General features: G+C 58.8%; 24 protein-coding genes. 5 read left to right on the top strand and 19 right to left on the bottom strand.

The annotated features are described in order from the left end of the window. The first annotated feature begins 22 nt into the window (after window positions 1–22). The gene (locus tag NWP14_RS23155) at window positions 23–2,629 is read left to right on the top strand and encodes an ATP-binding protein (RefSeq protein ID WP_375216079.1); all 2,607 of its coding nucleotides are present in this window, start codon (window positions 23–25) and stop codon (window positions 2,627–2,629) included. Here NWP14_RS23155 and alsK read toward each other — a convergent pair. From alsK to alsR, 6 genes are all read right to left on the bottom strand, one after another. Next, window positions 2,541–3,488 carry an allose kinase gene (gene alsK, locus NWP14_RS23150; protein WP_375216078.1) on the bottom strand — a complete coding sequence of 316 codons (948 nt, stop codon included), beginning with the start codon at window positions 3,486–3,488 and terminating at the stop codon, window positions 2,541–2,543. The genes NWP14_RS23155 and alsK overlap by 89 nt on opposite strands. Next, entirely contained in the window at window positions 3,472–4,167 is a 696-nt protein-coding gene (gene alsE / locus NWP14_RS23145) for a D-allulose 6-phosphate 3-epimerase (RefSeq protein WP_095104537.1), read from the bottom strand. Before alsE ends, alsK begins: the two co-directional genes overlap by 17 nt. Window positions 4,168–4,177: 10 nt before the next feature. After that, window positions 4,178–5,158: a D-allose ABC transporter permease gene (gene alsC, locus NWP14_RS23140; RefSeq protein ID WP_095104535.1), complete on the bottom strand. Its 981-nt coding sequence runs from the start codon at window positions 5,156–5,158 to the stop codon at window positions 4,178–4,180. Continuing rightward, window positions 5,137–6,669, bottom strand: a complete 1,533-nt coding sequence (alsA, locus tag NWP14_RS23135) for a D-allose ABC transporter ATP-binding protein AlsA (RefSeq protein WP_095104531.1) — start codon at window positions 6,667–6,669, stop codon at window positions 5,137–5,139. Before alsA ends, alsC begins: the two co-directional genes overlap by 22 nt. Before the next feature lie 71 nt (window positions 6,670–6,740). Further along, window positions 6,741–7,676 carry a D-allose transporter substrate-binding protein gene (gene alsB / locus NWP14_RS23130; protein ID WP_095104529.1) on the bottom strand — a complete coding sequence of 312 codons (936 nt, stop codon included), beginning with the start codon at window positions 7,674–7,676 and terminating at the stop codon, window positions 6,741–6,743. A gap of 175 nt (window positions 7,677–7,851) precedes the next feature. Continuing rightward, window positions 7,852–8,739 carry a D-allose utilization transcriptional regulator AlsR gene (alsR, locus tag NWP14_RS23125; protein ID WP_095104527.1) on the bottom strand — a complete coding sequence of 296 codons (888 nt, stop codon included), beginning with the start codon at window positions 8,737–8,739 and terminating at the stop codon, window positions 7,852–7,854. 359 nt (window positions 8,740–9,098) lie between these two features. On the opposite strand from alsR, the gene rpiB reads away from it, so the two are divergent. Further along, window positions 9,099–9,548 carry a bifunctional allose-6-phosphate isomerase/ribose-5-phosphate isomerase RpiB gene (gene rpiB, locus NWP14_RS23120; RefSeq protein ID WP_095104525.1) on the top strand — a complete coding sequence of 150 codons (450 nt, stop codon included), beginning with the start codon at window positions 9,099–9,101 and terminating at the stop codon, window positions 9,546–9,548. A gap of 69 nt (window positions 9,549–9,617) precedes the next feature. Beyond that, the gene (gene yjdP, locus NWP14_RS23115; protein ID WP_095104523.1) at window positions 9,618–9,953 is read left to right on the top strand and encodes a DDRRRQL repeat protein YjdP; all 336 of its coding nucleotides are present in this window, start codon (window positions 9,618–9,620) and stop codon (window positions 9,951–9,953) included. Here yjdP and phnP read toward each other — a convergent pair. The 12 genes from phnP to NWP14_RS23055 form a co-directional block, all read right to left on the bottom strand. Then, window positions 9,950–10,708, bottom strand: a complete 759-nt coding sequence (gene phnP, locus NWP14_RS23110) for a phosphonate metabolism protein PhnP (RefSeq protein ID WP_375216077.1) — start codon at window positions 10,706–10,708, stop codon at window positions 9,950–9,952. The two genes, yjdP and phnP, sit on opposite strands and share 4 nt — an antisense overlap. Before the next feature lie 51 nt (window positions 10,709–10,759). After that, window positions 10,760–11,323, bottom strand: a complete 564-nt coding sequence (gene phnN / locus NWP14_RS23105) for a ribose 1,5-bisphosphokinase (protein ID WP_095104519.1) — start codon at window positions 11,321–11,323, stop codon at window positions 10,760–10,762. After that, window positions 11,323–12,459 carry an alpha-D-ribose 1-methylphosphonate 5-triphosphate diphosphatase gene (gene phnM, locus NWP14_RS23100; protein ID WP_095104517.1) on the bottom strand — a complete coding sequence of 379 codons (1,137 nt, stop codon included), beginning with the start codon at window positions 12,457–12,459 and terminating at the stop codon, window positions 11,323–11,325. The genes phnN and phnM overlap by 1 nt, the downstream gene beginning before the upstream one ends. Next, complete coding sequence (phnL, locus tag NWP14_RS23095) at window positions 12,456–13,142, bottom strand: phosphonate C-P lyase system protein PhnL (RefSeq protein ID WP_375216076.1); 687 nt, start codon at window positions 13,140–13,142, stop codon at window positions 12,456–12,458. The genes phnM and phnL overlap by 4 nt, the downstream gene beginning before the upstream one ends. Window positions 13,143–13,226: 84 nt before the next feature. Next, complete coding sequence (gene phnK / locus NWP14_RS23090; RefSeq protein ID WP_331833666.1) at window positions 13,227–13,985, bottom strand: phosphonate C-P lyase system protein PhnK; 759 nt, start codon at window positions 13,983–13,985, stop codon at window positions 13,227–13,229. Further along, window positions 13,982–14,830, bottom strand: coding sequence for an alpha-D-ribose 1-methylphosphonate 5-phosphate C-P-lyase PhnJ (locus NWP14_RS23085; protein ID WP_095104511.1), 849 nt, complete (start codon window positions 14,828–14,830; stop codon window positions 13,982–13,984). Before NWP14_RS23085 ends, phnK begins: the two co-directional genes overlap by 4 nt. Further along, window positions 14,823–15,887: a carbon-phosphorus lyase complex subunit PhnI gene (locus tag NWP14_RS23080; RefSeq protein WP_095104509.1), complete on the bottom strand. Its 1,065-nt coding sequence runs from the start codon at window positions 15,885–15,887 to the stop codon at window positions 14,823–14,825. The genes NWP14_RS23085 and NWP14_RS23080 overlap by 8 nt, the downstream gene beginning before the upstream one ends. Further along, complete coding sequence (phnH, locus tag NWP14_RS23075; RefSeq protein WP_041143665.1) at window positions 15,887–16,471, bottom strand: phosphonate C-P lyase system protein PhnH; 585 nt, start codon at window positions 16,469–16,471, stop codon at window positions 15,887–15,889. The genes NWP14_RS23080 and phnH overlap by 1 nt, the downstream gene beginning before the upstream one ends. Then, complete coding sequence (phnG, locus tag NWP14_RS23070; protein WP_095104507.1) at window positions 16,468–16,920, bottom strand: phosphonate C-P lyase system protein PhnG; 453 nt, start codon at window positions 16,918–16,920, stop codon at window positions 16,468–16,470. The genes phnH and phnG overlap by 4 nt, the downstream gene beginning before the upstream one ends. Next, on the bottom strand, window positions 16,921–17,646 hold the full coding sequence (gene phnF, locus NWP14_RS23065) for a phosphonate metabolism transcriptional regulator PhnF (protein WP_331833668.1): 726 nt from the start codon (window positions 17,644–17,646) through the stop codon (window positions 16,921–16,923). A 161-nt stretch (window positions 17,647–17,807) separates the two neighbouring features. Then, window positions 17,808–18,242: a VOC family metalloprotein YjdN gene (gene yjdN, locus NWP14_RS23060; protein WP_095104561.1), complete on the bottom strand. Its 435-nt coding sequence runs from the start codon at window positions 18,240–18,242 to the stop codon at window positions 17,808–17,810. A 244-nt stretch (window positions 18,243–18,486) separates the two neighbouring features. Then, window positions 18,487–18,822: a zinc ribbon domain-containing protein YjdM gene (locus NWP14_RS23055; protein WP_095104503.1), complete on the bottom strand. Its 336-nt coding sequence runs from the start codon at window positions 18,820–18,822 to the stop codon at window positions 18,487–18,489. A gap of 542 nt (window positions 18,823–19,364) precedes the next feature. Here NWP14_RS23055 and proP point away from each other — a divergent pair. Continuing rightward, on the top strand, window positions 19,365–20,867 hold the full coding sequence (gene proP, locus NWP14_RS23050; protein WP_095104501.1) for a glycine betaine/L-proline transporter ProP: 1,503 nt from the start codon (window positions 19,365–19,367) through the stop codon (window positions 20,865–20,867). 65 nt (window positions 20,868–20,932) lie between these two features. On the opposite strand, the gene melR is transcribed toward proP, so the two are convergent. Then, window positions 20,933–21,871 (bottom strand): transcriptional regulator MelR, encoded by a 939-nt coding sequence (melR, locus tag NWP14_RS23045; protein ID WP_331833670.1) that lies wholly within the window; start codon window positions 21,869–21,871, stop codon window positions 20,933–20,935. Window positions 21,872–22,112: 241 nt separating this feature from the next. On the opposite strand from melR, the gene NWP14_RS23040 reads away from it, so the two are divergent. After that, window positions 22,113–23,459, top strand: a complete 1,347-nt coding sequence (locus NWP14_RS23040; RefSeq protein WP_331833671.1) for an alpha-glucosidase/alpha-galactosidase — start codon at window positions 22,113–22,115, stop codon at window positions 23,457–23,459. Window positions 23,460–23,497 lie beyond the last annotated feature (38 nt).

Raw genomic sequence — 23,497 nt, 5'->3', positions numbered from 1 at the left:
CAAAAATAGCGCGGAGCCGACCATGTCATCCCATCGTTATCCGTTTTTCACCAGCGCCCGCGGACGCCTGCTTTCGTTTAACCTGCTGATGGTGGCGGTGACGCTGATGGTCGCCGGGGTGGCGGTGCTGGGTTTTCGCCACGCCAGCCTGCTGCAGGAGCAGGTGCAGCGCCAGACGCTGGACGATATGACCGGCAGCATGAACCTCGCGCGCGATACCGCCAACGTCGCCACCGCGGCGGTTCGGCTTTCGCAGGTGGTGGGCGCGCTGGAGTATAAAAGCGAGGCCGAGCGTCTGCTGGAGACCCAGCAGGCGCTGAAGCACTCGCTGTCCCAGCTTGCCGCCGCGCCGCTGGCGCAGCAGGAGCTGGCGCTGGTCGCCAGCATTATTCGCCGCAGCAACGAGCTGCAGCAGAGCGTAGGCGGAATGCTGGAGCGCGGCCAGCGTCGCCATTTGCAGCGCAATGAGCTGCTCAGCTCGCTGTATCAGAACCAGAGCTATCTGCGCCATCTGCAGGATCTTAGCGATCGGCCCGGCGCGCCGGCGATCGATCCGCGCCGGCTGGAGGAGATGGATCGGCTGATTACCGCCGCCATCCACACCTCGACGCCGCGTTCGATCGTGCAGCAGCTGGATGAGGTGATGGGCTTTCTGCCGCAAACCAGCGCGGACCCGACGCAGGCCCTGATCCTCGCGGATTTTAAGATCGAGCTTGCCAGGCTGGAGCCGCTGTCGGCCCAGCTGGAGGAGAGCGATCTGGCGATCGGCTGGTATATGTTCCATATCAAGGCGCTGGTGGCGCTGCTGAACAGCGATATTAATCAGTATGTCGCCAGGGTGGCGCAGGCGTCGGAGCTGCGGGCGGCGCAAAGCCATCAGGAGCTGCGCTCCATCAGCATGTTTATTCTGCTGTCGGCGCTGCTGGCGCTGGCGATCACCGGCTGCGCCGGCTGGTATATCTACCGCAATCTTGGCTCCAACCTGACCGCCATTTCTCGCGCCATGTCGCGGCTGGCTCACGGTGAGAACCACGTCTCGGTGCCCGCGCTGCAGCGGCGCGATGAGCTGGGCGAGCTGGCGCGCGCTTTCAACGTCTTCGCCCGCAATACCGCCTCGCTGGCCCACACTTCCCTGCTGCTGAAAGAGAAAAGCACTCTGCTGGAGACCACCTTTCACGCGATGCGCGACGGCTTTGCCCTGTTTGATAATCAGGGGCAGCTGGTGGTGTGGAATCCGCAGTATCCGCTGCTGCTCGGGCTGGCGGCAAACGATCTGCAGCGCGGCATGCACTACCAGCAGCTGCTGGGCCGGTCGGCGACCCTGGCGGAGCACGTGCGGGCCAACCTCGCTTCACCGCTGCCGAAACCGCAGGAGCTGCAGCTGGCGAACGACCGGACGATTGAGCTGCGCTTCAGCCCGGTGCCGGGGCGCGGTCTGGTCAACGTGGTGCTCGATCGTACCGAACGCAAGGGGCTGGAGCAGGCGCTGCTCCATAGTCAAAAAATGAAAGCGGTCGGCCAGCTGACCGGGGGCCTGGCGCATGATTTTAATAATCTGCTGGCGGTGATTATCGGCAGCCTTGAGCTGGTTCAGCCCCATGAGGGCGACGCGGCGCGCATCTCGCGAGCGCGCAAGGCCGCCGAACGCGGCGCGCTGCTGACCCAGCGGCTGCTGGCCTTCTCGCGCAAGCAGTCGCTGCACCCGCACGCCGTTGAGATGAAGCCGCTGCTGGAGAACCTCGGCGAACTGATGCGCCACTCTCTGCCGGCGGCGCTGAGCCTCGAGATTGAGGCGCAGTCCCCCGCCTGGCCGGCGTGGATTGACGTCGGCCAGCTGGAAAACGCCATTATCAACCTGGTGATGAACGCGCGGGATGCGATGGAAGGGCGGCCCGGCGTGATAAGAATACGCAGCTGGAATCAGCGCGTGGCGCGCAGCGACGGGCGGCGGCAGGATATGGTGGCGCTGGAGGTGGTCGATCACGGCTGCGGGATGTCGCTGGAGGTGAAAGCGCAGGTGTTTGAACCGTTCTTTACCACCAAACAAACCGGCAGCGGCAGCGGCCTGGGGCTATCGATGGTGTATGGCTTTGTGCGCCAGTCCGGGGGAAGGGTGACGATTGAAAGCGCCCCGGGTCAGGGGACGACGGTGCGCCTGCAGCTGCCGCGCGCGGCGGTACAGGCGACGGCCAGCGGGCTGCTGCCTGAGGCGGAGCAGGAGATCGGCGCCGAGCGGCTGGCGCTGGTGCTTGAGGATGAGGCGGACGTGCGCCAGACCCTGTGCGAGCAGCTGCATCAGCTTGGCTGGCTGACGCTGGAAACCGCCAGCGGCGAGCAGGCGCTGCAGATGCTGGAGGCCTCGCCGGATATTGCGCTGCTTATCAGCGATCTGATGCTGCCGGGAAGGCTGAGCGGCGCGGAGGTCATTAACGAAACGCAGCGTCGCTTCCCGACGGTGGCGCTGCTGTTAATCAGCGGTCAGGATCTGCGCCCGGCGCATAATCCCGCGCTGCCGGACGTCGAGCTGCTGCGTAAACCCTTCACCCGCGCACAGCTGCAGCAGGCGCTGCGACAGGTTGCGGTAAATAATGGTAGCGAGCCAGAGCCGCCGCCCCCTGGGCACCGTTAAACGCCGAGGACGATGCCGCGATAAACCGCACCGCCTGGTAAGGCAGCGGACGGCGAATATGCGTTTTTATCATGGCGATCAGCGTCTCGCGCGGAAAGTCGGGCATATCTATCACGCCGCCGCCGAGGATCACCGCATCGGGGTCGAAGAGGTTGATGCTGGTGGCGATGGCGCGGGCGGCATGGTGCAGAAGGGCCTGGACAAAGGGTTCCTCTGCGGCGTGAACAAACAGCTCGCCAAGCTCATAGCCGCGCGGCTGCTGCTCATACCAGCGCTTGAGCGCGATACCTGAACAGACGGTTTCCAGGCAGCCGGAATTACCGCAACCGCAGATGAGCGCGGCGTCGCCCTGCGGAATATGCCCCAGCTCTCCCGCTACACCGTGGGCGCCGGTCCACGGCCCGCCGTTCAGCCAGATGGCGAAGCCCATGCCGGTGCCGAGATACGCGGCTAAGACCTGCTGCGCCTGCAGACCGTTTTCCTGCACGTCGAAAGAGAGCTGCAGATTGACATCGCGGGAGAATTCGACCGGGCAGGCCAGCGAATGTTCCAGCTCATCGGCTAGCGTCCGCACTATTTCTGGCGGTAACGGCAGGTTAGGGGTGGAGATAATCGTCCGTTTATCCTTGCCGACCAGCGCCGGTAAGCCCATCACCAGACCACAGCAATGTGCCTGATAGCGATCGAGCAGCGGCTGAATCAGCATGGTGATGCCGCTGACCAGGCCGCCCGCCGTTAGCACATCGGCGGTGCGAAGCTTCTCGCAGTGTAGCGCCTCGCCCTGTGCCGTCTGCAGGCAAAAGCGGATATGGGTTGCCCCCATATCCACGCCCGCGACGACGTTAAGCCGTTTTTGCATGAGGGAATACCTCGTTTTTTGCCGCCAGAATTTGCTCAGCCATGACCTGCCACGCTTCGTGAATGTTATCTGCATGGTTAAACAGCCCGGAGGTGCCGACGATAAAGACGTCCGCGCCTGCCGTCATGAGGCTTTCATAGGTCGCTTTATTGCATGAGCCGTCGATCTCAATTTCGTAATCCAGCCCTTCGCGTTCGCGCCAGGCCTTCAGCTCACTGATTTTAGCCAGCATCTCCGGGATAAACGGCTGTCCCGCGAAGCCCGGATCGACGGTCATCACCGTGATTTTGTCGGCTTTGTGGATGTAATACTTCATGGCCTCGACCGGCGTTTCCGGGTTGAGAATCAGCCCAACCTTCATACCGTGGCGGCGGATCTCTTCTATCAGGCGGAAGGCCTGACCGTTAATGGTCTCCGGATGCAGGGTGATAAAGTCCGCACCCGCCTGCGCCAGCTGGCTGATGTAATCCTGCGGCCGGGTGACCATCAGATGACAATCGAGCGGTTTGCTGGCCAGCTTCTTCACCTGGCTGACGAAGAACGGCGATAGCGTCAGGTTAGGGACAAAGTGGCCATCCATAATGTCGATGTGAAAGTAATCTGCATGCTGGTCGATAAACTCAATTTGTTCTTTGAATTTCAGCAGATCCATACACATTAAAGAGGGGGCAATTTTCATCATAAATTCCTTACTTACTGATAAGACGGTCGAGGGCGACAGCCGCGATAATTAATCCACCCATCACCACCAGCTGGTAGTAGGTTTGTACCTGGAGAATGTTCAGTCCGTTGTTGATGGTGCCGATGATCAGACCGCCGATCACCACCGAGAAAATACGTCCCTTTCCCCCGAAGAAGCTGGTGCCGCCGATAATGGCGCTGGCGATGGCGTAGGTTTCAAAACCCATTCCGGCCAGAGGCTCCGCTGCCCCGAGGCGCGCCGTTGAGACCACTCCCGCCAGCCCGGCGCAGACGCCGGAAATAATGAATACCAGCAGCATGTGGAACTTGACGTCGATGCCGGAATAGAAGGCGGAGTTTTTATTGCCGCCGAGGGCGTAGATGTTGCGGCCCAGCCGCATGCGGGTGGTCAGGAACCATAAAATGACGGCCACGATGAGCGAGAAGATGACCGGCACCGGGATCCCCAGCACGCTGGCGGCAAAGAAGTTAACGAAATCAAAAGAGAAGCCGTATACCGAGTTGGCATCGGAGATAACCAGGGTGATGCCGCGGAAGATGGCGTTGGTGCCGAGGGTAATAATGAACGGATGCAGGCCTGTCCAGTTGACCAGGCAGCCGTTAATCGCTCCCAGCGCGCCGCCGACCAGCACGCCGCCAATCAGCGCCGCGAGGAACGGATCGACCCCTGCCAGCATCAGCTTGGCGGTGACCATGCCGGAAAGCGCCAGAATGGCGCCGACGGAGAGGTCGATGCCGGCCACCAGGATCGCGAAGAACTCGCCCATGCCGATAAGCACCGTTACCGAGCTCTGGACAAATATTTGCGTGATGTTGTTGGTGGTCAGAAAGTATTCCGGCGACAGCGTGCCGAAAATTGCGACGATAATCGCGAGGATAAAAAAGGTGCCGTATTTATCCCAGAACAGCGCGAAGTTGAACGGCTTTTTGCCGTCGGTCTCGTCTTTTACTCTTGCGGCAGTGCCCATACCATAATCTCCTCTTCGCTCATGTCGTCGCGATTGGTCAGAATTTGCGTCAGTCGCCCTTCGCAGAACACGGCAATGCGGTCGCAGACGGTGATAATTTCAGGAAGTTCGGATGACACCATCAGAATGACTTTTCCGTCATCGGCCAGCTGGCGCATCACTTTATAAATTTCGGCTTTCGCGCCGACATCGATACCGCGCGTCGGCTCATCAAAAATGAGGACTTCGGGGTTGCAGCATAGCCATTTGGAAATGAGGACCTTTTGTTGGTTTCCGCCGGAAAGCTCGCCAATGTTCTGATCGACCGAATGGCACTTCAGCGCCAGCAGCCTGCGCTGCTCTTCCGCCGTCTTGCGCTCGTCCCCTTCGCGAAACAGCCCCATCGCCCCCTTATAGCCGCCATGCTTCAGGCTCCGGCTGACCGCCATGTTCTGGGCGATGGAGAAATTGCCGAAGAAGCCGTTGTCGCGGCGGCTCTCGGTGATGTAGCCCATGCCTTTCTTCAAGGCGTCCAGCGGCGAGCGCGGGGTGATCGCTTTGCCGTTGAGGAGGATTTCACCGCCGCTACGCCTGTCCACGCCGAACAGGCAGTCCATCAGCTCCGTGCGTCCGGAGCCCACCAGGCCGGCGAAGCCGAGGATTTCGCCGCGGCTAACGCTAAAGGAGATATCGCGGACCTTTTTCTTGTCCCGGCTGGTGACGTTTTTGACCTCGAAAACCGTTTCGCTTGCGACATTTCCGGCGCTCTCTTTCATCGCGTTAAAACGGTTTTGCAGCTCGCGGCCGACCATCAGGCGGACGATGTCTTCGTTGTTGACCTCGCTGACCATTCCGCTGCAGACGCTGCTGCCGTCCTTCATCACCGTGTAGCGGTCGCAGATGCGGCGGATTTCCGCCAGCTTGTGCGAGATATAGACGATGGCGGTGCCCTCTTTGCGCAGCTGGTTCATGATCAGGAACAGGTAGTCGACCTCTTTGTTGGTCAGAGAGGAGGTCGGTTCGTCCATAATCAGCACTTTGGCATCCAGCATCAGCGTTTTGGCGATTTCCAGCATCTGCTTGTGGCTGATCGAGAGGTTCGCCACCTTCTGGTCTAAATCGACTTTTAATCCGATGCGCAGCAGCATCATTGCCGCCCGTAAGCGCATCTCCTTCCAGTCGATGATATTGACGCCGCAGACTTTTTTCGTCAGATGTCGGCCAATATATAAATTTTCCAGCACCGTTAATTCATCGATCACGCTGAGCTCTTGATAAATAATGCCGATGCCAAGCCGGGCAGCTAATTTATGATCGAGCTTGTCATAATTAACGTTATTAATCGTAATGGTACCTTTGGTCGGCTCATGGATCCCCGACAAAACTTTCATTAGCGTTGATTTACCCGCACCGTTTTCCCCGAGCAATGCGTGTATTTCATGCGGGTAAACGGTTAAATCGACCGATTTTAATGCGTGAACCGGACCAAAGGATTTGCCGATCCCCGCCATTGAAATATATGGCGTGACCATAATCACTCCTTATTCATTCTTACCCGCTGGTGAGCATAAGGGTAAGGGGCATTAAATCACCCGCAGGAAAATTACTTCGTGACCAGAATAGAATCCACCAGCCTAAATTCTGGCGTTTTATCCAGGGGAATGACCTTACCGGTCTTCGCGGCATCGACCATCATTTTCAGGCCCGTTGCGCCGATATTCGTTGGGTTCTGGGCGATGGTGGCGGTCATCTGTCCGGCGGCGACCATTTTGCGCGCCTCGGGAATACCGTCGGTGCCGACGACCAGTACCGTTTTGCTTTTACCGGCGTTGGCCACGGCCTGGGCAACGCCCATTGCCATCGTATCGTTAGCGCAGTAAAAGGCTTTCAGGTTGGGGTTACGCTGCAGAACATTGGTGGCGACATCCAGCGCTTTAATGCGATCCCAGTCGGCAGGCTGGCTGGAGACCAGCTTGATCTGGCTGGCTTTTTTGAAGGTCTCCGTCGCACCGTTGCGGCGAGCTTCCCCTGAGGCATTGCCGGCTTTACCTTCGATGATGGCAACTTCGCCGCCCTCAGCGCCCAGCTTGCCGATAATAAAGTCGGCCCCTTTCGCACCGACCGCGACGTTGTCAGTGGTGACGAATCCCTCAACGTTACCGCCGGCCTTCTTCAGGTTATCCATATCGATCTTTTCATCGAGGTTGACCAGAAAAATACCTTTCTTCCAGGCTTTGGCTACCGGCATGACCAGGTTTACCGAGGAGAGCGGGGCGAAAGCGATACCTTTGTAGTTCTTGTTGCTTAAATCTTCAAACAGCTGCAGCTGTGACTGAAAATCGCCTTCCGAGGGGGAGGCAAAAACATCGACGCTGACGCCCAGGGTTTTGGCCTCGTCTTCAATACCTTTTTTCATATCAACCCAAAACGGGTTCGATAATGTTTTTAATACCACAGCATAATCGGCGGCGGCGAAAGCGCTGGTGGATAACATTACGCCCATAGCCACGCCGCTGAAGATTTTCAGATATTTATTCATAGCAGTATTCTCGGTGTAGGATATTGCTCCTTGGGCAGGAGCAGATTATTAATCCTCGGAATAATTCAGGTTACAGAAGGGCGGCAAGCGGGTTAGTCCCCAGCAGCATAAAAACTATCTGACTGGGGCGAACGAGCGTAGCCAACGCAACTGCGGCTTGAAATATGACGAGTATTTACTTCAGCGCACCTGGTGAAAAGAAATCAACAATAGCGCCGGTTTTTTGCATATTTAAAGTAGCCTGTTCAATATTCTGTTGGGCGACGGAAACAAAAAAAGCATCTAATAATGTCAGTTGTAATATACGCGCAGAGGCGTTTCTGCCTAATAATGGCGTTTCTGGTGCTGGCGAACAAATAATAAAATCAGCTAATTTGGCGATCGGCGAATGGTAGCTGTGTGTAATACAGATAATTTTAGCCCCGTTCTTTTTCGCCAGCTCCACTGCGGATTTAATATCGCTGGTGCGCCCGGAGTGGGTGACGACCAGCACGACATCGCCTTTTTTCAATAACGAGGCGGACATCATCATGATATGTGCATCCGGATAGGTCTGGCAGCGCATGCCGATGCGCAGAAACTTGTGCTGGACGTCGGCACAGATGGCGTTCGAGCCGCCCGCCCCGTACAGATCGCGCTGGTTGGCCTGGGCGAAAAAGCGCGCCGCGCGATGGATCTCATCGACGTTCACGATCGACTGGCCTTCCATAATGGTACGCAAGGTGATGTTAAACACCTTATTCACCACGTCCTGCGGCGCTTCATCAAAGGAGAGTTCGGCAGGGAGTACCTGTTCAGATTGAGAGAAATACTCCACCAGGGCGCTGCGCAGGTTACGAAAACCGCTGAAACCCAGCAGTTTGGAAACCTTGACGATCATCGCTTCGGATACCGATAGCGCTTCCGCCACATCTTTAATGGCGGGGGCATCGCTTAGGTTGCCGGGTTTAAGCAACCACTCGACGATCCGGCTTTCATTTTCGGTCATCCCTTCTTGCTTCATACGCAACCAGGGGGCGAGACCGATACCGTTGGGGAGCGAACTGGATTCTGACTGGCTCATCGCTTTCTCTTGTCCATAAAATGAAGACGACACTATATCACCACACTCCAAACAGAAAATATACAATCTACTTCACAAAAATATAAATTTTATAAAGTTGTGTGTTCTGTGAAGTTTGGCGGAGTCTGGAGATGTGCTTTTTTATAAAATTAAATATAAAACAATTGATTGTGTGATTTACGTCTTCGTTTGTCGCTAGCGTATGCCGTGGATAGCTCGTTTAATGCGCTTGATTTGTGAAAAATTGCCGTGTAGAAAGACGCTTAAAGGCGGTTTTTTGATCGCTTTCTCGCCGTTATTCACGGCTTAAATCACAATATCAACCATGTTTGTAAAGTTAACAACAGGCGAGGCTAAGTATGAAAAGGATTGCCATTGGCTGCGATCACGTGGGGTTTATCCTGAAGGACGAGATCCTTGCGCACCTGCAGCAGCGGGGTATCGAGACTGTGGATAAGGGGACGTGGTCGTCCGAGCGGACGGACTATCCCCGCTACGCCAGCGCCGTCGCCCAGGCCATTGTGACTGGTGAAGCTGATGGCGGGCTCCTGATCTGCGGCACCGGCGTTGGGATCTCGATTACCGCCAATAAGCATCCCGGCATTCGTGCGGTCGTGTGCAGCGAACCCTATTCAGCCCAGCTTTCACGCCAGCATAACAATACTAACGTGCTGGCATTCGGCGCGCGCGTCATAGGCCTGGAGCTGGCAAAAATGATCGTAGACGCCTGGCTGGATAGTGAATTTGAAGGCGGTCGGCATCAGGCGCGAATTGACGCGATAGCGGCGATTGAGCAGCAGCGGATTTGAGATTCCTCCGCTACTCGCCGCGGCGGCCGTTGATTACCGTAGGGCCAGCCCCCCGAAGAGACTGGCCCTATGAAACGCTATTTGACCGCTTTGATCCTCTGCACCCTGTCGCTGAGCAGCCAGCTTGCGCGCGCCGATCTTATTGACGACGCCATCGGTAATATTCAGCAGGCGATTAATGACGCCTGGCGTCCCGGCGATAGCCGCTCCGACGACGACGATCGGTATAACGATGGCCGCTATCAGGAGAGCCGTCAGCAAAGCAGCGATCGCCAGCGGCAGTACGACGATCGGCAGCGTCAGCTGGACGATCGCCGCCGAGAGCTTGACGATCGCCAGCGCCAGCTGGATCAGGACCGTCGGCAGTTAGAGAACGATCGCCGGCGGCTGGATGACGACTACTAATCCAGCACGATCTCCATACCGTCGTAGCCCGCCTCAAACCCCGGCGGCAGCGCGTTTTCCATCATCCAGGCATCAAACTGATGGCTGATATGGGTGAGAATGACGCGCGGGCAGCCAACGATCAGGTTGATTGCCCGCACCGTATTTAAATCACAGTGGTTGCGCGGGGTTTGCGGACGCGGTTCGTGGCTGCAGTCGATAATAATCACCTGCGGCTGGTTATTGAGCAGGAACTTCAGCGTCTTTTCCGGCAGCCCGGCGGTATCCGACAGCCACGCCACGCGGCTGTGCGCCGACTCCAGCAGATAGCCGAACGTCAGCTTTGAATGGTTCAGCGGCAGCGGGGTCACCCTGAGCCCCTGCAGCTCAAAAACCACGAAGGGCGCGACGGTATGGCTAAAATCCAGCAGCCCGGGATGCTTAAAGAGATCGTCGCAGCCCTCTTCATCCGGCGGACCAAAAACCGGGATCTGCGCGCCCACGCCCCAGCGCAGCGGGAACAGGCCCTGCACATGATCCATATGGTAGTGGGTGAGCAAAAACTGCTGAAAAGTTCCGGCGGGCCAGCGCTCCATCAGGTCCGGGAGACCGGCGTCCAGCAGCGTTACGGCGTGGTTGAACTTCACCGCCGCGCTGCAGGGACGGCGGCGGTGGGACTCATTAATACGGGCGCGGCGACAGGCGGCGCAGTCGCAGCCGAAGACCGGCACCAGCTGGGCACCGCCGGTTCCGCTTAAGCAAATAGTCAGGCTCATACCCCCTCCTCACCGCGCTTTTTTAAAACGACGACTTCGCGTCGCTTGCGGTCAGGCATGCTGATTCTCTTGTCGGGCGTAGCGGCGGCGCAGCAGCGTGAAGAATTGCTCGACCGATTGCCCGAGGGTGCCGTCGTTATTGAGCGTCAGGCAGTCCGTTGGCGCGTAGCGCGCGGCGCGCTCAAGCCGCTGGGCGATCTCCGTTTCGTTCTCCCGGCCGCGCTGCTGCAGACGCTGGCGCAGCACTTCCGGCGTGACCTGCAGGCAGATGGGCAGCAGAGCGTCGGCGTAGCGCGCCCGGGCCTGCGGCAGATGCGCGCGGGAGCCGTTGGCCACCACGTCGAAACCGGCGTGCAGCCAGAGGTCAATTTCGATGCCAATCCCGTAGTAATTGTTATTGGCGTGCCAGCTGAGAGCAAAAAGCTGGCGCTCGGCGCGGCTGAAAAACTCCGGCTTGCTGAGGGCGATATGATTCTCGCTCCCGGCGTTAAAGGGGCGCGTAATATAGCGATGCGCAACCAGCAGCTGCGAGTGCTCGCGCTGGCGGAGCGCCGCCAGCAGACTATCTTTTCCAGAGCCGGAAGGCCCCACCAGCCAAATCAGTTTCCCGGACATTAGAAAACCCTCTTTCCTTGACGCCAGACGTGGTCGATATGCACATGCTCCCCGCGGCGATGGGCCAGCACGAGGTCGGCACGTTTACCTTCGGCAATGGCTCCGCGGTCGCCTAATCCCAGCGCCTGCGCCGGATTTTTGCTCACCAGACGAATCGCCTGCGGCAGCGTGAAGCGGTTGCTATCGTCATCGGCGATGCGGAAGGCGGCATCCAGCAGGCTGGCGGGATAGTAGTCGGATGACAGAATATCCAGCAGATTATCGGCCGCCAGCTGATGGGCGGCGACGTTGCCGGAGTGCGAGCCGCCGCGCACGATATTCGGCGCCCCCATCAGCACGTTCATGCCGTGCTGACGCGAGGCCTCTGCGGCGGCTAAGGTGGTAGGAAATTCGGCGATCACGCTGCCAAGCTGGTGCGATTCGACGACATGTTCACGGGTGGCGTCATCGTGGCTGGCGAGGGCGATCTTACGCTCGCGGCAGATGGCGGCGATGGTCTCGCGGTTCGGCTGCGACCAGGTCGCCGCCAGCGCCATCTGCTCCTCCTCGAAGCGGTCCATCTCTTCGTTGGTCAGATGATATTTTCCCTGATAGTAATCGCGGTACTTGCTGCGGTCGGCGTACTGGCGCTGCCCTGGAGAGTGGTCCATCAGGGAGACCATGCTCACCGGCTCGCGGCCAACCAGCTTCTCAAACAGCGGCAGGGTGGTGTGGTGCGGCAGCTCGCAGCGCAGGTGCAGGCGGTGCTCGGCGCGGTTAACGCCGCGCTTTTGCGTCTCTTCGATGGCGTTGATCATCTTTTCCAGATTTTCCAGCCGGTCGCCGCCGTCGCGGACGTCGCCAATGGCCACCGCATCCAGCACGGTGGTGATCCCGCTGGCGATCATCAGCGCATCGTGGCTGCTCATCGCCGAGTGGGCGGGCCAGTCAACCTTCGGGCGCGGGGTAAAAAACTTGTCCAGATTATCGGTATGCAGCTCGATGAGCCCCGGCAGCAGCCAGCCGCCCTCGCCGTCGATAGCCTGCGGCAGCTGGCTTTGGCTTTCGGCAAACGCGTAAATCATGCCCTCCTGCACCTCCAGCGAACCGTTCACCACTTCATCTTCGAGAACCAGTTTTACGTTGTTGATAATCATGCTGTTATTCCCATCGGATGCAGCCGGTCGGCGACCAGGTTGCGTATCGTTTCATCATGGAAAATGCCGACAATAGCCGCGCCGCGCGCTTTGGCTTCGTTAATCAGCTCCACCACCGCGGCGCTGTTTTTGGCGTCCAGGGAGGCGGTAGGCTCGTCGAGTAAGAGGATCGGATAGTCAACGGCGAAGCCGCGGGCGATGTTGACCCGCTGCTGCTCGCCGCCGGAGAAGGTGGACGGGGCAAGGTGCCACAGGCGTTCCGGGACGTTCAGGCGCGTCAGCAGGCGCGCGGCCTTAGCGGCGCACTCTTCGCGCGGGACGCCGAGATCCAGCAGCGGCTGCATCACCACCTCCAGCGCTGAAATCCGCGGGATGACCCGCAGGAACTGGCTGACCCAGCCGATGGTGGTTTTACGCACTTCCAGCACCTTGCGCGCCGAGGCGTTCACCAGGTCGACCCACTCGTCGCCGTGGCGGATGTGAATATGCCCGGTATCCGGCAGGTAGTTGGCGTAAAGCGAGCGCAGCAGGGTTGATTTACCGCTGCCGGAATGGCCGTGCAGCACCACGCACTCTCCGGCGTTAACCGTTAGCGAAGCGTCGGCGAGCACCGGCAGGCGAACGCCGTTTTGCTGATGCAGGACAAAGGTTTTATGTACGTTTTCAACGCGGATAGCGTTCATTTGTTGCCTCATAGTGCCTGAGTTTCCCCGGAGGCGGCGCGATGCGCCCGTCCGGGCTACCTGACCCAGCGGATTGTTAGTGGGCTAGTTCTGCAAGACCGACGACACCAGCAGCTGGGTATAGGGATGGTGCGGATCGTCGAGCACCCGGTCGGTTAAACCACTTTCCACCACCTGACCCTGCTTCATCACCAGCAGGCGGTGAGCCAGCAGGCGCGCAACGCCGAGATCGTGGGTGACAATAACCACCGCGAGGTTCAGCTCCACCACCAGGCCGCGCAGCAGGTCGAGCAGGCGAGCCTGTACCGACACATCCAGTCCGCCGGTGGGTTCATCCATAAACACCAGCTTCGGCTGGGTGACGAGATTGCGGGCGATCTGCAGGCGCTGCTGCATGCCGCCGGAAAAGGTGGTCGGCAGGTCGTCGATGCGCGATGCCGGGATCTCCACCTCTTCCAGCCAGCGCCCGGCGGTGGCGCGAATATTGCCGTAGTGGCGTGCGCCGGTGGCCATCAGGCGTTCGCCGATATTGCCGCCCGCTGAAACCTGGCGCCGCAGGCCGTCCATCGGGTGCTGATGCACCACGCCCCACTCGGTGCGCAGCAGGCGGCGGCGATCCGCCTCGCTCATCGCGTACAGCGAGCGGTTGTGGTACATCACCTCGCCCTGCTGCGGCGCCAGGCGCGCGGAGATGGCCTTCAGCAGGGTCGTTTTGCCGGAGCCGGATTCGCCGACGATGCCCAGCACTTCCCCCGGGAACAGTTCAAAAGAGACGTCGCTGAAGCCTTTGCCCGGCGCATAGAGGTGGGTCAGATTATTGACCGCAAGTAACGGTTGGCTCATTTTTGTTGCGCCTCGCTCTGTTGGCGGCAGTAGTCGGTATCGGAGCAGACAAACATGCGCTTGCCGCTGTCATCCAGCACCACTTCATCAAGATAGCTGTGGCGCGAGCCGCAGATGGCGCAGGGCTCATCCCACTCCTGCACGGTGAACGGATGATCGTCAAAATCGAGGCTTTCCACCGGCGTAAACGGCGGCACCGCGTAGATGCGCTTTTCGCGCCCGGCGCCGAACAGCTGCAGCGCCGGCATCATGTGCATTTTCGGGTTATCGAATTTCGGGATTGGCGACGGGTCCATCACGTAGCGGCCGTTGACCTTCACCGGGTAGGCGTAGGTGGTCGCAATGTGGCCGAAGCGGGCAATATCTTCATACAGTTTTACCTGCATCACGCCGTACTCTTCCAGCGCGTGCATGGTGCGGGTTTCGGTTTCGCGCGGCTCGATAAAGCGCAGCGGCTCCGGGATCGGCACCTGGAAGATCAGGATCTGATCTTCCGTCAACGGCGTTTCCGGGATCCGGTGGCGGGTCTGGATCAGCGTCGCGTCTTCGGTGCGCTCGGTGGTGGCGACGCCGGTCACGCGGGTGAAGAACTGGCGAATCGATACCGCGTTGGTGGTGTCATCGGCGCCCTGGTCAATCACCTTCAGCACGTCGTTCTCGCCAATCAGGCTGGCGGTCAGCTGGATGCCGCCGGTCCCCCAGCCGTAGGGCATCGGCATTTCGCGGCCGCCGAACGGGACCTGATAGCCGGGGATGGCGACGGCTTTAAGAATGGCGCGGCGGATCATGCGCTTGGTTTGCTCATCAAGATAGGCGAAGTTATAGCCGGAGAGGGTGTTAGCCACGTTCGTTCTCCCGTTGCAGGCGTTTCAGCAGCGCCAGTTCGGCCTGGAAATCGACATAGTGGGGCAGCTTAAGGTGCGAGACGAAGCCCGCGGCCTCGACGTTATCGGCATGGGCCAGCACAAACTCTTCGTCCTGCGCCGGGCCGGCCGCCTCTTCGCCGTAGTCCGGCGCCTGAAGCGCGCGGTCAACCAGCGCCATCGCCATCGCTTTGCGCTCGCTCATGCCGAAGGTCAGGCCGTAGCCGCGGGTGAAGTGCGGGGGCTCGTCTTCCGGGGCGACAAACCCGTTGACCATTTCGCATTCGGTCATCAGCAGCTCGCCAATATTGACCGCAAAGCCCAGCTCCTCCGGGACGATCTCCACCGCCACGTAGCCGCTGCGTATTTCGCCGGCAAACGGGTGATTGCGGCCGTAGCCGCGCTGGGTCGAGTAGGCCAGCGCCAGCAGGTAGCCTTCGTCGCCGCGCACCAGCTGCTGCAGGCGCGATGAGCGCGAGCAGGGGTAAACCGGCGGGCTGCGGGTGATATCGTCAGGTTGGGCGAGGGTTTGCCGTTCCGCTTTCGCCAGCCCCTGCTGGACCAGCAGGTTAAAGACGTGCGGAGTGGCTTCCGGCGGCTGCCCGGCGGTTTTCAGCGCCGGCGTCTCGCCGTTGGCCAGCAGGGTAAAATCGAGCAGGCGGTGGGTGTAGTCATAGGTCGGGCCGAGCATCTGGCCGCCGGGAATATCCTTATAGACCGCCGAAATGCGGCGCTCCAGACGCATTTCGGCGGTATTTACCGGCTCGCTCACCGCCAGCCGCTGCAGGGTGGTGCGGTAGGCGCGGAGTAAAAAAATGGCCTCGACGCTGTCGCCGCTGGCCTGCTTGAGCGCCAGCGCCGCCAGCTCGCGATCGGCGATGCCGCCTTCGGTCATCACCCGGTCAACCGCCAGGTTCAGCTGCTGGGTAATCTGTTCAACGCTAATTTCAGGAAGCCGTCCATCGCCTCGTCGTTTGTGTTCCTGAAGGGCGTGAGCGGCGACTATCGCCTTCTCACCGCCTTTGACGGCAACGTACATTAGCAAACCTCCACGTGGGTGGTGCGCGGGATGGCCAGCAGACGTTCTCCACAGGTGAGGATCAGGTCAATGCCTAAGGGGAACGGGTGCGGGCGCTCGGTCAGTTCATCAATGATGCAGTCCGGCAGCTGCGGGGCGATCATCCGCTCTTCGGCAATTCCGGCGCCGGTGAGACGCAGCATGCGCCCGCCGCTAAGGCTGGGGAGCTGGACGATCAGCGTTACGCCGGTTTCCGGAGCGACAACGGTGCCGGCGGAGAGCTCGTTCAGCTGTTCCGCGCTGATACGCTCGTTGGTGACGGCGAATACCGCCTGCTGCGGCTGTTCAACCAGCGGCGCGCCGGTATGAAAACGCAGGTTCTGGCCGACAAGATCGTTATGCAGCGCTGCGGTAAACCATACCGGCGTGTCGCGATCGGCGAGGGTCAGCAGGAGGCTGGTAGAGGCGACGTTCAGCGGCTGCCAGCCGTGCTGAAGCTGCTGCAGGGAGACGATAACGCCCGGCTCGCTCATGGCCTTCAGCAGGCGACGAAAACTGTGTTGGGCATCCTGCGCCGGTAGGGTAAAGGCGGTTTGTAAGGTCATGCGTTATCTCCGCGAACCAGAGTAAAGAAATCTACCCGGCTGGCGTTGACTTCGGCGCGTCGGGCTTCAATGCGCGCGCTTCGTAGCTCTTCCAGCGGGGTAATCAGGGTTTCCATTAAGGAATGAAAGTGATGTGGCGACTGCATCAACGCATCGATTGCCGCGCAGCGTTCGGCATGGAGGCGATCGCGCCCCAGTATCCAGCTGTAGCCGAGCGTGCCGTCGGCGAGACGGATCGCCGCCCGGGTCAGGGTGGCGTCCCCGGCGAAGAAACGATCGCCGATGCCCCCCATGCGCGCCTGCAGCTGCACCAGGCCGGTCTCCGGGGCACGAATGGATTCGTACTGCGGCGCCAGCTGCAGAGTTTGCATCCGCGCCTGAAGCTCTTGCGGTTCACTGTGGGCCAGCACGGACATCCAGCGCTGGCGGGTTGCGGTATCAAAGTGCATTCAGTGCTCCATGGTGAATTCGATCATGTCCGCCCGGGTCAGGCTGACGGAATACTCCGTCGCGTTTTGCTCGCCAGGACGGTGGTTCAGGGTTCTTACGCACAGCAGCGGCGCCATGTTGGGGATCCCCAGAATGTTGCTCTCTTTGGCCTGCGCGCGGCGGGCGCTGATTTTGGTGCGCGTGCGGGTGAGCTCGACGTCCAGCTGCTGGCGCAGAAAATCGTGCAGTGAGCCCTGGCTGAAGGTTTGCAGCGCGGGCCAGAAACGCAGGTCGGTGAAGTAGTGGTCGATCAGGCACAGCGCGACGCCGTTCACCCGGCGCAGGGTGCGCAGATGAATGACGTTATCGCCTTCGTTGATAGCAAAGGCCTCGGCGACGTGGCTGCTGGCCGGGCGCAGCACCGACAGCAACTTTTCGCTGGTCGGATGGCTTCCCTGCTCGAGTAAGTTCTGGCTGAAGCGCGCCTGGGCGTTCAGCGGATAGTCGATCGGCCGCATCAGCACCAGCACGCCGACGCCCTGACGGCGCTGTACCCAGCCGCGTTCAACCAGCTGGTCTATCGCCCGACGCAGGGTATGGCGGTTGACCTCAAAGCGCGTGGCCAGCTGCTGTTCCGCAGGAAGATAGTCGCCGCAGCGGTAGTTATGACGAAGCTCTTGCTCAAGCCTGGCGGCAATTTCCTGATACCGGGTAGGATAACTGGTCGGATGTCTGGATAAGTACATGTCAGTCGAGCCTCACTAAGCAGAAGAAGGGATTTCCCTCTGAGAGTGGCCCGATCCTGACCTGTTTTTGTTACATTCCGGTTAAAACATAATGACCGCAGGATGAAGAGTTAGCGCCAGGGCGATGACAGGGCGGGAGAGCCCGCCCGCAGGGAAAAGCATTAAGGCTGCTTGACGACGTTCACCATCCACGGGATGCCGAAGCGATCGAAAACTTTGCCGAAGCCGTGGGCCCAGAAGGTTTCCTGCCAGGCCATTTCGATACGTCCTTCAGCGGCGAGGCCGTCAAACCAGCGTTTACCCTCATCCAGGTCCTGAGTATCCAGCACCAGGGTGAAGCCGGCATAGCGTTCGCTGTCGCTGGTGGGGCTGTCGCACAGCATCAGCTCGCTACCCGCCACGCGCAGGCTGGCGTGGGCGATACAGTCGGCGGCGAGATGCTGGCCGGAAGGGCAGCCGTCCTCGGCATCCTGCCCGTTCTGCGGCATCTCGCCGTAGGTGATTTGGTGGACAAGCTCCGCGCCCAGCGCCTGCTGGTAGAACGCGATGGCCGCAGCACAGTTACCGCTAAAGGCGATATGGGGGCTTAAAGACATAATCATGACCTCAGATAACGAATGACTTATTAAGCGTAGAGGGTGGTTGGCGATTTAAGCCAGGCGGCGAGGTCAGGCGGCGGAATGGCGAAAATACCGGCAGTGCGCTAAGCGCGATGCGGCCGGCTGTCATCGCAGAGGAGGCGGGAAATAATGGGGCGGTGGCGCGGGGGTATATTCGTTCATTTTCCCGGCCGGTGAGGTATTGCCGGGAAAATAACGATCCTGCGAGGAGGAAATAGCGTTAGTTCTTTTTGACGAACTCGGATTTGAGCTTCATCTGACCAAAACCATCAATTTTGCAGTCGATGTTATGATCGCCTTCTACCAGGCGGATATTCTTCACTTTAGTGCCGATTTTCAGCATCGAAGAGCTACCTTTAACCTTCAGATCTTTAATCACGGTGACGCTGTCGCCGTCGACGAGTAAATTGCCGTTGGCATCTTTCACCGTCAATGCATCATTATCTTCAGCCGGCTCGGAATTGTTCCATTCATGGGCGCATTCCGGGCAGATAAACATGCCGTTGTCTTCATAGGTGTACTCAGAATGGCATTTAGGACACTGTGGGAGTTGCATGACGTTCCTCATGATTACTGTATAAAACAGGCCGTTGGCCCATTAAAAGGCGGCTGATAGCCGAAAGTGATTGCTATTATAGCGCACCGTCGGCCATTTGTCGGCCACTTTTTCAAATAGTACCGCTGCGGGAATATTCTATTTCGCGATCAAAAATCAGCGATATTTGATGTGCTGCCGGACGGGGAATATCCAAAAATAAATCACTGCCTGTGCATATTCATTGAACTTATTAATGCCGCTCGGCTCTGTAATATGGCGAACAATTTTTCGTGAAGTTGATCCCAAATTTAAACGCTGTTAGGGTAAAAAGGCGAGTTCGTAAATTCATCAGGTTTATTCGTAGCTCTATTTATTGATTCATTTACGCCAGAGCAGGCGTCAACAGGTTCGGTTGTACGGACTGTCAGCAGACAGTGCAGGCAAACCTGCTACGCTTGAGAAGAGGAGCACGGCAATTCGCCGCTCCCAACGCACGACGCAAACGGTATTGCCGTTTGGCGGAGATCCGTGCGCTCACGGCGAAGCTTTAGAGGAAAAATATGCTTAAAAGGAAAAAAGTAAAGCCAATCACTCTGCGGGATGTGACCATCATTGACGATGGCAAGCTGAAAAAAGCGATCACCGCAGCATCGCTAGGCAATGCGATGGAGTGGTTCGATTTCGGCGTGTACGGCTTCGTAGCGTACGCCTTAGGTAAGGTCTTCTTCCCCGATGCCGATCCCAGCGTGCAGATGATCGCCGCGCTAGGGACATTCTCAGTTCCGTTCCTGATTCGTCCGCTAGGCGGCCTGTTCTTTGGCATGCTGGGCGATAAATACGGTCGACAAAAGATTCTGGCGATAACCATCGTTATCATGTCGATCAGTACCTTCTGTATTGGTCTTATTCCGTCGTACGCGTCGATTGGTATCTGGGCACCGATTCTGCTGCTGCTGTGTAAGATGGCGCAGGGCTTCTCGGTGGGCGGAGAGTATACCGGCGCCTCGATCTTCGTCGCCGAATACTCGCCTGACCGTAAACGCGGCTTTATGGGCAGCTGGCTGGACTTCGGCTCCATCGCCGGGTTTGTCCTCGGCGCGGGCGTGGTGGTGCTGATTTCAAGCGTGGTCGGCGAGGAAAACTTCCTCAGCTGGGGCTGGCGCCTGCCGTTCTTCCTCGCGCTGCCGTTAGGGCTTATCGGCCTCTATCTGCGTCACGCTCTGGAAGAGACTCCGGCGTTCCAGCAGCACGTTGACACCCTGGAGCAGGGCGATCGCGAAGGGCTGCAGGAAGGGCCGAAGGTATCGTTCAGAGAGATTGCGACCAAGCACTGGCGTAGTCTGCTGACCTGTATCGGTCTGGTGATTTCCACCAACGTGACCTACTACATGCTGCTGACCTATATGCCGAGCTACCTGTCGCATAACCTGCACTACTCGGAAGATCACGGGGTGCTGATTATCATCGCGATTATGGTCGGGATGCTCTTTGTGCAGCCGGTTATCGGGATGCTCAGCGACCGCTTCGGCCGTCGTCCGTTTATCCTGATCGGCAGCGTGGCGCTGTTCTCGCTGTCGATTCCGGCCTTTATCATGATTAACAGCGACGTTATCGGCCTGATTTTCGGCGGTCTGCTGCTGCTGGCGGTGGTGCTTAACTGCTTTATCGGGGTGATGGCTTCTTCACTGCCCGCGATGTTCCCGACCCATATCCGCTTTAGCGCGCTGGCCAGCGCCTTTAACATCTCGGTGCTGATTGCCGGTCTGACGCCAACTCTGGCGGCCTGGCTGGTGGAAACCACGCAGAACCTGATGATGCCGGCCTACTATCTGATGGTGATTGCGGCGATTGGTTTGATGACCGGCCTGACGATGAAGGAGACGGCGAACCGTCCGCTGAAAGGGGCGACGCCGGCGGCTTCGGATATTCAGGAAGCGAAAGAAATCCTCGGCGAGCACTACGATAACATTGAAAACAAAATCGAAGATCTCGATCAGGAAATCGCCGATTTGCAGGAAAAACGCTCCCGACTGGTGCAGCAGCACCCGCGAATTAACGACTAATTAATTCGCCAGGAGTGTGAACAATGCCGCCGCGGGCCTCCCCCGGCGGCATTTTTTATGCGCGCTTAGGCCTCATTCGGCGGCAGGCTTTGCCGACGCTGCTGGCTGAGCCTGCGGTACTGCTGCGGCGGCATGCCGACGTACTTGCTAAAGGTGCTGTAGAAGCGGCTGCTGGAACGAAAGCCGGCGGTGAGGGCGATATCAAGGATGGTTTTGTCGGTGTCGCTGAGCAGGGCGCGTACGTGGTTAATTCGCATGGCGGTGATGTACTGCTTCATGGTTTGCTGCATCACCCGTTGAAAAATGCCCATCGCATAGTTGGGGTTGAGCTTAACGTGTTCGGCAACCGCATCGACGGTCAGCGCCCGATCGTAGTGTGCGGCGATAAATTCGAGCATCTGGCTGACGTAAAACTGCGCGTGCCGCGAGACGCTGTGCTTATGCGTTCGCGAGGTTTTGTTAACCAGAATCGGCTGCCAGCCTGAGAGGCTAAAGCGCTTGAGCATCAGGGCGATCTCTTCGATCGCCAGCTGGCGGATCTGCTCGTTGTCGCTGGCGAGCTCCTGCTGCCAGCGCTGGATTTCAAAGACGCTGAGCTGCTGCGCCGCGAGGGATTTAATGACCATCCCGTGGGTCACGTTGTTGATCAGCTCCCGGTCCAGCGGCCAGGACAAAAACAGATGCATCGGCAGGTTGAAGATGGCCATTTGCCGGCAGCTGCCGGGGCGGGTGAGCTGATGCGGCGTACAGGCCCAGAACAGGGTGATATAGCCCTGCTTAATGCTCACCACCTCATTGTTGATCAGATACTCCACGTCGCCGTCGAAGGGGACGTTAACCTCCACCTGACCGTGCCAGTGGCTGGTGGTCATGGCATGCGGGGTGCGCAGTTCGATATCCATGCGCTGATACTCAGAATAGAGCGCCAGCGGGCTGCGGGTATTTTTCTCGTCACTGCTGCTCATATGCGGGTCGGGAGGCTGCGGCGTAAGGGTTTTTTCCATGAGGCTTCGGATTCCTGAATCGTCATAGTTGCTGTTTTTTTGCACCGATATGCGCCTATCTTAGCGGATTAAACGGCCCGTTTTCTCTCCTTTTCCGCCATATTGTTCCCGAAAACTCAGATTTTATGTCGGGCAGCGCTCGATCTGAGCTTTTGGGAATGCTCCGTCGGGAAGAGGGCAGCGCGCGGCGCGTCCGGCGTGTCACGCTGCGGGTGTTCAATGACTTTACGGAGAGAGCACTATGTCTGCCCCAAAAATTACCTTTATCGGCGCTGGCTCAACGGTTTTCGTTAAAAATATTCTCGGCGACGTTTTTCAGCGCCCGGCGCTGAAATCGGCGCATATCGCGCTAATGGATATCGACGCGACCCGTCTGGAAGAGTCGTATATCGTGGTGCAAAAGCTGATGGATTCCGTCGGCGCTCACGGCGAAATTAGCTGCCATCGCGACCAGAGAACCGCGCTGATGGACGCGGATTTTGTGGTGGTCGCTTTCCAGATCGGCGGCTACCAGCCGTGTACGGTAACCGATTTTGAGGTCTGCAAGCTGCACGGGCTGGAGCAGACCATCGCCGATACGCTCGGGCCGGGCGGGATCATGCGGGCGCTGCGGACGATTCCGCACCTGTGGCGCATCTGTGACGATATGACCGAGGTCTGCCCGAACGCGACGATGCTGAACTACGTCAACCCGATGGCGATGAATACCTGGGCGATGTACGCGCGCTATCCGCATATCAAGCAGGTTGGCCTGTGCCATTCCGTGCAGGGAACGGCGGAAGAGCTGGCGCATGACCTTGACCTCGACCCGGCGGATTTGCGCTACCGCTGCGCGGGTATCAACCATATGGCGTTCTACCTGTCACTGGAGAAAAAGACGGGCGACGGCAGCTACGTCAGCATTTATCCGGATATGCTGCAGGCCTTTGCCGAAGGGCGCGCGCCGAAGCACCGCGAGAACTCGCGCTGTCAGAATATCGTTCGCTATGAGATGTTCAAAAAGCTGGGCTACTTCGTGACGGAGTCGTCGGAGCACTTCGCAGAATATACCCCGTGGTTTATCAAACCGGGGCGTGAAGACCTGCTCGCCCGCTATCAGGTGCCGCTGGATGAATATCCGAAACGCTGCGTAGAGCAGGTGGCGAACTGGCATAAAGAGCTGGAGATGTATAAAACCAGCGATCGCATCGATATTAAGCCCTCGCGCGAGTACGCCAGCACGATTATGAACGCGATCTGGACCGGCGAGCCGAGCGTGGTGTACGGCAACGTGCGCAACGACGGGCTGATCGATAACCTGCCGCAAGGATGCTGCGTAGAGGTCGCCTGCCTGGTTGATGCCAACGGTATTCAGCCGACTAAAGCAGGCAAGCTGCCTGCTCACCTGGCGGCCATGATGCAAACCAACATCAACGTCCAGACCCTGCTGACCGAGGCGATCCTCACCGAGAACCGTGATTACGTCTATTACGCGACGATGATGGATCCGCACACCGCGGCGGTGCTGGGGATCGAGGAGATCTATGCGCTGGTGGACGATCTGATTGCCAGCCACGGCGAGTGGCTGCCCGAATGGGTCCGGCGTTAACTCAAACCAAACCCGGCCAGGCGCTGCGCCTGCCGGGC

The organism is Klebsiella sp. C349492, assembly GCF_042055345.1.
Lineage (GTDB): Bacteria > Pseudomonadota > Gammaproteobacteria > Enterobacterales > Enterobacteriaceae > Klebsiella > Klebsiella scottii.
The sequence above is the reverse complement of the archived record's forward strand: the minus strand, read 5'-3'. Positions and strand labels throughout refer to the sequence as shown.

Excerpts from the sequence above, each read along its gene's own strand:
- NWP14_RS23155 (WP_375216079.1), top strand. The coding sequence starts at position 23 with ATGTCATCCCATCGTTATCCGTTTTTCACCAGCGCCCGCGGACGCCTG.
- phnH (WP_041143665.1), bottom strand. The coding sequence starts at position 16,471 with ATGACCTTACAAACCGCCTTTACCCTACCGGCGCAGGATGCCCAACAC.
- phnN (WP_095104519.1), bottom strand. The coding sequence starts at position 11,323 with ATGTCCGGGAAACTGATTTGGCTGGTGGGGCCTTCCGGCTCTGGAAAA.
- alsE (WP_095104537.1), bottom strand. The coding sequence starts at position 4,167 with ATGAAAATTGCCCCCTCTTTAATGTGTATGGATCTGCTGAAATTCAAA.
- NWP14_RS23080 (WP_095104509.1), bottom strand. The coding sequence starts at position 15,887 with ATGTACGTTGCCGTCAAAGGCGGTGAGAAGGCGATAGTCGCCGCTCAC.
- phnK (WP_331833666.1), bottom strand. The coding sequence starts at position 13,985 with ATGAGCCAACCGTTACTTGCGGTCAATAATCTGACCCACCTCTATGCG.
- phnL (WP_375216076.1), bottom strand. The coding sequence starts at position 13,142 with ATGAACGCTATCCGCGTTGAAAACGTACATAAAACCTTTGTCCTGCAT.
- yjdP (WP_095104523.1), top strand. The coding sequence starts at position 9,618 with ATGAAACGCTATTTGACCGCTTTGATCCTCTGCACCCTGTCGCTGAGC.
- alsA (WP_095104531.1), bottom strand. The coding sequence starts at position 6,669 with ATGGTCACGCCATATATTTCAATGGCGGGGATCGGCAAATCCTTTGGT.
- alsK (WP_375216078.1), bottom strand. The coding sequence starts at position 3,488 with ATGCAAAAACGGCTTAACGTCGTCGCGGGCGTGGATATGGGGGCAACC.
- phnF (WP_331833668.1), bottom strand. The coding sequence starts at position 17,646 with ATGTACTTATCCAGACATCCGACCAGTTATCCTACCCGGTATCAGGAA.
- alsB (WP_095104529.1), bottom strand. The coding sequence starts at position 7,676 with ATGAATAAATATCTGAAAATCTTCAGCGGCGTGGCTATGGGCGTAATG.
- phnP (WP_375216077.1), bottom strand. The coding sequence starts at position 10,708 with ATGAGCCTGACTATTTGCTTAAGCGGAACCGGCGGTGCCCAGCTGGTG.
- phnG (WP_095104507.1), bottom strand. The coding sequence starts at position 16,920 with ATGCACTTTGATACCGCAACCCGCCAGCGCTGGATGTCCGTGCTGGCC.
- NWP14_RS23055 (WP_095104503.1), bottom strand. The coding sequence starts at position 18,822 with ATGCAACTCCCACAGTGTCCTAAATGCCATTCTGAGTACACCTATGAA.
- melR (WP_331833670.1), bottom strand. The coding sequence starts at position 21,871 with ATGGAAAAAACCCTTACGCCGCAGCCTCCCGACCCGCATATGAGCAGC.
- phnM (WP_095104517.1), bottom strand. The coding sequence starts at position 12,459 with ATGATTATCAACAACGTAAAACTGGTTCTCGAAGATGAAGTGGTGAAC.
- proP (WP_095104501.1), top strand. The coding sequence starts at position 19,365 with ATGCTTAAAAGGAAAAAAGTAAAGCCAATCACTCTGCGGGATGTGACC.
- alsC (WP_095104535.1), bottom strand. The coding sequence starts at position 5,158 with ATGGGCACTGCCGCAAGAGTAAAAGACGAGACCGACGGCAAAAAGCCG.
- alsR (WP_095104527.1), bottom strand. The coding sequence starts at position 8,739 with ATGAGCCAGTCAGAATCCAGTTCGCTCCCCAACGGTATCGGTCTCGCC.
- rpiB (WP_095104525.1), top strand. The coding sequence starts at position 9,099 with ATGAAAAGGATTGCCATTGGCTGCGATCACGTGGGGTTTATCCTGAAG.
- yjdN (WP_095104561.1), bottom strand. The coding sequence starts at position 18,242 with ATGTCTTTAAGCCCCCATATCGCCTTTAGCGGTAACTGTGCTGCGGCC.
- NWP14_RS23040 (WP_331833671.1), top strand. The coding sequence starts at position 22,113 with ATGTCTGCCCCAAAAATTACCTTTATCGGCGCTGGCTCAACGGTTTTC.